The organism is Terrisporobacter muris (assembly GCF_024621905.1).
In the GTDB taxonomy this organism is placed as follows: Bacteria; Bacillota; Clostridia; order Peptostreptococcales; family Peptostreptococcaceae; genus Terrisporobacter; species Terrisporobacter muris.
Map to the genome: position 1 here is coordinate 1 of NZ_JANKBY010000220.1, position 6070 is coordinate 6070.

Annotated in this window: 5 protein-coding genes; all 5 read right to left on the reverse strand. The window is 30.1% G+C overall.

Annotated elements, in window-relative coordinates; all coding sequences use genetic code 11:
• Positions 1-25: 25 nt before the first annotated feature.
• A complete protein-coding gene (locus tag NSA58_RS14280) occupies positions 26-634 on the reverse strand; it encodes a class I SAM-dependent methyltransferase (protein ID WP_039681048.1) in 609 nt (202 codons plus the stop codon).
• A 155-nt stretch (positions 635-789) separates the two neighbouring features.
• Positions 790-1599, reverse strand: coding sequence for an MBL fold metallo-hydrolase (locus NSA58_RS14285; protein ID WP_074429757.1), 810 nt, complete (start codon positions 1597-1599; stop codon positions 790-792).
• A gap of 89 nt (positions 1600-1688) precedes the next feature.
• Entirely contained in the window at positions 1689-2681 is a 993-nt protein-coding gene (locus NSA58_RS14290; protein WP_039681046.1) for an isocitrate/isopropylmalate dehydrogenase family protein, read from the reverse strand.
• A gap of 48 nt (positions 2682-2729) precedes the next feature.
• Complete coding sequence (locus tag NSA58_RS14295) at positions 2730-4661, reverse strand: aconitate hydratase (protein WP_074429756.1); 1932 nt, start codon at positions 4659-4661, stop codon at positions 2730-2732.
• A gap of 186 nt (positions 4662-4847) precedes the next feature.
• Positions 4848-6005: a homocitrate synthase gene (gene nifV / locus NSA58_RS14300; protein ID WP_039681044.1), complete on the reverse strand. Its 1158-nt coding sequence runs from the start codon at positions 6003-6005 to the stop codon at positions 4848-4850.
• Positions 6006-6070 lie beyond the last annotated feature (65 nt).

Genomic DNA, 6070 nt, shown 5'->3' on the forward strand with positions numbered 1-6070 from the left:
TTATATAAACTTCTATATTATAACTTTAGCAGTTTAAACTATATATAACAAATTTTTCTTTATCATCTTTTTCGTATAAATCTTTTAAGTATACTTCCTTATTTAAAATAAAAGGCGTTTTATAATCTAGAAAATCTAGATATTCTGCAGATGGGTAATACATAATTACATCCATATCTCTCATATTTTCTTCATAAGACTCTAATATATTATTAATCACTTTTGAAAAAATCTGAATAGAAAAAGGATTAAAGAAATAAAACTTATTATCTAATGTAGAAATTTCATACTGTTGAGCTAAATTACATTCAAAATTTATCTTATCTTCTGATTTTTTATTTTTCTTCACATAATTTATTTTGTTTATTAAGGCTTCTTCGTAATATCTCTCATTAATTTCCACACCAGTCACATAAGATTTGAAATAATAGTTAATATAAAAAATTAGCCTTCCCATTCCGCAACCAAAGTCTACTATGTGATCATTTTTGCTTAAATTATAATTTTTAAACAATTCTTCTAATGCCATATATAAGGTTGGCTCATAAGGATGATTATGAATTGATGCATTCTTCCAGTTTTGATTACCTATTGTATTTATATTTAATAATTTATCGTAGTATTTTTCTTTCATACATATTTACTCCTATTTTATTAATTTTGAAATTCCATTTTATTTAGTCACATGTCTGCGAAACATTTTATTTTAAATAAGTTAGAATTTATAAAAGGATTATATGTAGATTTTATTTACACATAATCCTTAATAATATAAATTATATTTTCATATTAGTCAATTTCAACTTTCAAACCTACTCCCACTTCTTTCATAGGAATACTTGTATTTATATAGCTTTTTGCTTCAAAAGATGTACAGTGACATAGATATAAATTTTTAATATTATTATTTTTAAAATACTTTAAAGTCTTCTCCACTCTTTCATTACATTCACGTAGATGAGTTCCACCTATTATACCTATAATTCTATTATCATTACATACTTTCTTAGCATGTTCTACTATGTTACAAATTCCACTGTGAGAACATCCAGCAATGATAAATAGCCCTTCTTTACTTTTGTAAACTAAGGCCGTGTCATCATAAATAAAATCTTCCTCATACTTATTATCTCTTTCTATTTCTCCAATAGAGTACCTAGGTTCAAAATCTATGATACTTGGTATTTCTCCTAAGAAATAAATATTTTTACTGATTTTAATAGGTTCTTTACTTAAGTATACTTCTCCCATATGTTTTATTTCATTTATTTCTAAAGGTGATGATATGCACTGATTATTCTTTACTTTTTTATTAAATACTAAAGTATGTCCTATTATTTTTAAATTTGGATTTAACTTTTTATTGGCTAGGTATTTTATTCCTCCCACATGATCATCATGCCCATGAGAAATAACCAAAACATCTACCTCTGAACTACTTATGTTCATTTTTTTCATATTATCAATAAATACATTTGAGTATCCTAAATCAAATAGTATCTTTTTATTTCCATCCTCAATATAAAAAGAAAGACCTGGCTCACCTACATAATACTCATCAATAATAGTATTATTGTCCACCAAAACTGTTAACTTCATTTTACACCCCCTAATAATTTGACTTATAATAAATTTCTCTATAAAAATAAAAATTCTTCCATATTTTATGAAAGAATTTTTATATGGTACTATAAATATTTAATTATTTCCTCAGTAAATTCGTCTGTACTAGCATTTCCACCTAAATCTACAGTTAGCTTTTCTCCTTTTAAGAAAACTTGCTCCAATGCACTTTCTATCTTATTGGCGCATTTATATTCCCCCAGATATCTTAACATCATGACAGCTGACTGAATTATAGCGGTAGGATTAGCTATGTTTTTACCTGCAATTTGTGGTGCAGAACCATGTACTGCTTCAAATACTGCACAGTCTTTACCTATGTTAGCACCTGGAATTATTCCTAATCCTCCAACTAAACCTGAGCATAAATCTGATAATATATCTCCATATAAATTAGGCATTACCATCACATCGTAGTTTTCTGGATTTAATACAAGATTCATAGCAGCAGCATCTACAATTAAGTCATCAAAATTAATATCATACTGTTCTCCCACTTCTTTAAAAGTATTTAAAAATAATCCATCACTAAGCTTCATTATATTTGCTTTATGAACTCCTGTAACCTTTTGTCTATTATTATCTTTTGCATATTCGAATGCAAATTTACAAACTCTCTCACAAGCAGGTTTTGTTATTAATTTTATACTTTCTGCACCATAGTCTCCTATTTTATGTTCAATACCTGCATACAAATCTTCCGTATTTTCTCGAACTATTACTAAATCCACCTCTTCGTATCTTGATTTTATGCCTTTAAAACTTTTTATAGGTCTTAAGTTTACATACAAATCTAGATTTTGTCTTAAAGTTACATTTACACTTTTAAATCCCTTACCTATAGGAGTAGTGATTGGTCCTTTTATTGCTATTTTATTTTTTTTAATAGAATCTATAACATAATCTGGTATGGCAGTATTATATTTTTCAATTAGAGCCTCACCAGCTTCTACTATTTCCCAATCTATATCTGCTCCTGATGCTTCTACTACTTTTACCATGGCACTTGTAACTTCTGGTCCTATTCCATCCCCTGGTATTAAAGTTACTTTATACATTTTATCATCTCCTCATTCATATAACCCACCTTTACTTCAAACCGTCATTTAGCAAGTTTCAAGTATATTCTTGCTGTAGTTTAATTTTCCACCAGCTTTTACAACTTCTACCTCTTTAGGTGATAATTCTACCTTTACATAAAAGCTTTCATTTTTACTGTGATTTATTATTTTCACTCTACCTTCTTTTAAACCATCATATAAATCACAAACTTCTAAATTATCACTTAAATTTATTTTTTCATAGTCCTCATTACTTTCAAATACCATTGGTATTATTCCACTATTTATTAAATTGGCTTTATGAATTCTTGCAAAACTTTTTACTAGTACTCCTTTTATTCCTAAATATAGTGGAGCTAGGGCTGCATGCTCTCTTGATGAACCTTGACCGTAATTATCTCCCCCAACTATGAATCCACCCTTATTATCTATTGCTCTTTTAGGAAAATCTTCATCTATAGTACTAAAACAGTAATTTGATAAATAAGGTATATTACTTCTATATGGTAATAATTTTGCATTAGATGGCATAATATGGTCTGTTGTTATATTGTCTTCTACTTTTAATACTACCTTACCACTTACAGCTTCCTCTAGTTCAGTGTTTAGTGGGAAAGGTTTTATGTTCGGTCCTCTAACTACCTGAACATCCTGCGTATTTTCCACAGGACTAATTATCATAGAGTCATCTATTATAAACTTGTTAATATCTAAAGTTTCAAAATCAATTTTCATTTCCCTCGGATCTGTAAGTTCTCCTTTAATAGCTGATACTGCTGCTACTTCTGGACTAACTAAATATATATCAGCCGATAGGGTTCCACTTCTTCCATAAAAGTTTCTATTAAAAGTTCTAAGTGATACACTATTTGTTCCAGGAGATTGTCCCATACCTATACATGGTCCACACGAATTTTCTAAAATTCTAGCTCCAGAACTTATTATATCTCCCAACGCTCCATTTCTAGATAACATTTCCATTACTTGTCTAGAACCTGGTGCAATAACTAAACTTACATCTTCATGAACTTTGTTTCCTTTTAAAATTTGGGCTACTTTCATTAAATCTTCAAAAGATGAGTTTGTGCAACTTCCTATTGCCACTTGATCCACTTTAATTTTTCCTACTTCTTTAATCTTCTTCACTTTATCTGGTGAGTGTGGCATGGCTGTTAATGGCTCTAATTCACTTAAATTTATAGTAATTTCTTCATCATATACAGCATCTTCATCAGGTTTAAGTTCTATATAATCTTCTTCTCTTCCTTGTGCTTTGAAAAACTCTAAAGTTTTTTCATCACTTGGGAAAATTGAAGTTGTAGCACCTAACTCTGCTCCCATATTAGTTATGGTAGCTCTTTGTGGTACCGATAGATTTTTTACACCTTCTCCACAGTATTCAAATACTTTTCCTACTCCACCTTTTACTGTGCATTTTCTTAAAACTTCTAAAATAATATCTTTTGATGATGTCATATATGGAAGTTTTCCAATTAGATTGACTTTTACAACTTTTGGAGCTTTAATACTATAAGCATTTCCAGCCATTGCTAGGGCAACATCAAGCCCACCAGCTCCTATGGCAATCATACCAACACCACCAGCAGTTGGCGTATGGCTATCTGACCCAAGTAAAGTATCTCCTGGTGTTGAGAATCTTTCTAAGAAAACTTGATGACATATTCCATTGCCTGGTTTAGAAAAATATATGCCATGTTTTTTTGCCACAGTTTGAATGTATTTATGGTCATCTGCATTTTCAAATCCTTGTTGTAACATGTTATGATCAACAAAAGCTACACTTCTTTTAGTTTTCACTTTATCTATATCCATAGCTTCTAATTGCAAGTATGCCATTGTTCCTGTTGAATCTTGTGTTAAAGTTTGATCTATTTTTATAGATACAAAATTACCCTCTTTTAATTCACCTTCAACTAAGTGTTTTTTCAATATTTTATATGTTAAATTATCTCCCACTGTATATCCTCCCATATTCACTAATAAAATTCAATTTGCCTGATCCACATGTTAGAAAAACACCTCATGGCGCCAAAATTAGGAAGCATGTCGTCAACCATATATTCTAGTTGACACTTTAAGCCGCTATGCAAGCGTGGGCACCATATAATTTTAGTCAGCAATCTTACCCAAAATTTGTTACTCTTAAATAACACTTCTATTATTTTTTAAATCTTTATATATTTCAACTAATTCTTTATCAAATAAATTTCTCTTAATTCTAACAGATGTTTGTCTAACAAGCTCTAACATGGCATCTGCCTCAACTGTAGTAAGTTCTATTTCATATTCTTTAAATTTATTAATTATTGCAGCCTTTCCAGAGTGTTTTCCTATAACAATTTGTCGTTCTAATCCAACTTCTCTTGGGTCAAAGGCTTCATAGTTTTTAGGATTTTTTATTGCTCCATCAGCATGTATTCCAGATTCATGTCTAAACATATTTGTTCCAACGATTGCCTTCCAAATAGGTAGCTCTCTTCCTGAAGCTTTAGATACATATTTTGATATTTCTCTAAATTTTGTAGTATCAATATCAGTTTCATATCCATAAACAAATTTTAGAGCCATTATAACTTCCTCTAGAGCAGCATTTCCTGCTCTTTCACCTAGACCATTAACTGTTACTCCTATATGATTTGCTCCGCCTACAATTCCTGCTATAGCATTTGCTGTTGCCATACCAAAATCATTATGTGTATGCATTTCTATATCAAAATTAGTAGCCTTATATATTTTTTCTATAGTTTCTCTTAATGTAAAAGGTTCCATTACCCCCACAGTGTCACAATATCTAAATCTATCTGCCCCTGCCTCTTTTGCTAGATTTATAAATTCAATCAAAAAGTCTGAATCTGCTCTAGATGCATCTTCTCCATTAACAGATATATATAATCCATTCTTTTTTGCATAAGTTACTGCATTATACATATTTTCAAGAACCCACTGTCTTGATTTTTTAAGCTTATGCTCAATATGAATATCTGAAACAGATAAAGATATAGCTACTGCATCTACTCCACAATCTATAGATTGCTCTATATCAGTAATAACAGCTCTATTCCAAGCCATAATACTTGATTTCAAATCTCTTTTACATATTGCTTTTATTGTTGCTTTTTCATCTCCTCCCATGGTAGGTATTCCAACTTCTAATTGATCAACTCCCATATCACTCAAAGTTTGTGCTATAGTTACCTTTTCATGATTTGCAAAAGCAACTCCTGCAGTTTGTTCCCCATCTCTAAGAGTTGTATCAACAATTCTTATTTCTTTTTCCTTTATCTTATCTAGTACACACATACTTAGACCCCCTTTTACAGATATATTTATAACTAAGACATTTTTGAATAATTAGTTTCATTTTT

Coding starts and splice junctions, on each gene's coding strand:
- nifV (WP_039681044.1), bottom strand. CDS start 6,005: ATGTGTGTACTAGATAAGATAAAGGAAAAAGAAATAAGAATTGTTGAT.
- NSA58_RS14280 (WP_039681048.1), bottom strand. CDS start 634: ATGAAAGAAAAATACTACGATAAATTATTAAATATAAATACAATAGGT.
- NSA58_RS14285 (WP_074429757.1), bottom strand. CDS start 1,599: ATGAAGTTAACAGTTTTGGTGGACAATAATACTATTATTGATGAGTAT.
- NSA58_RS14290 (WP_039681046.1), bottom strand. CDS start 2,681: ATGTATAAAGTAACTTTAATACCAGGGGATGGAATAGGACCAGAAGTT.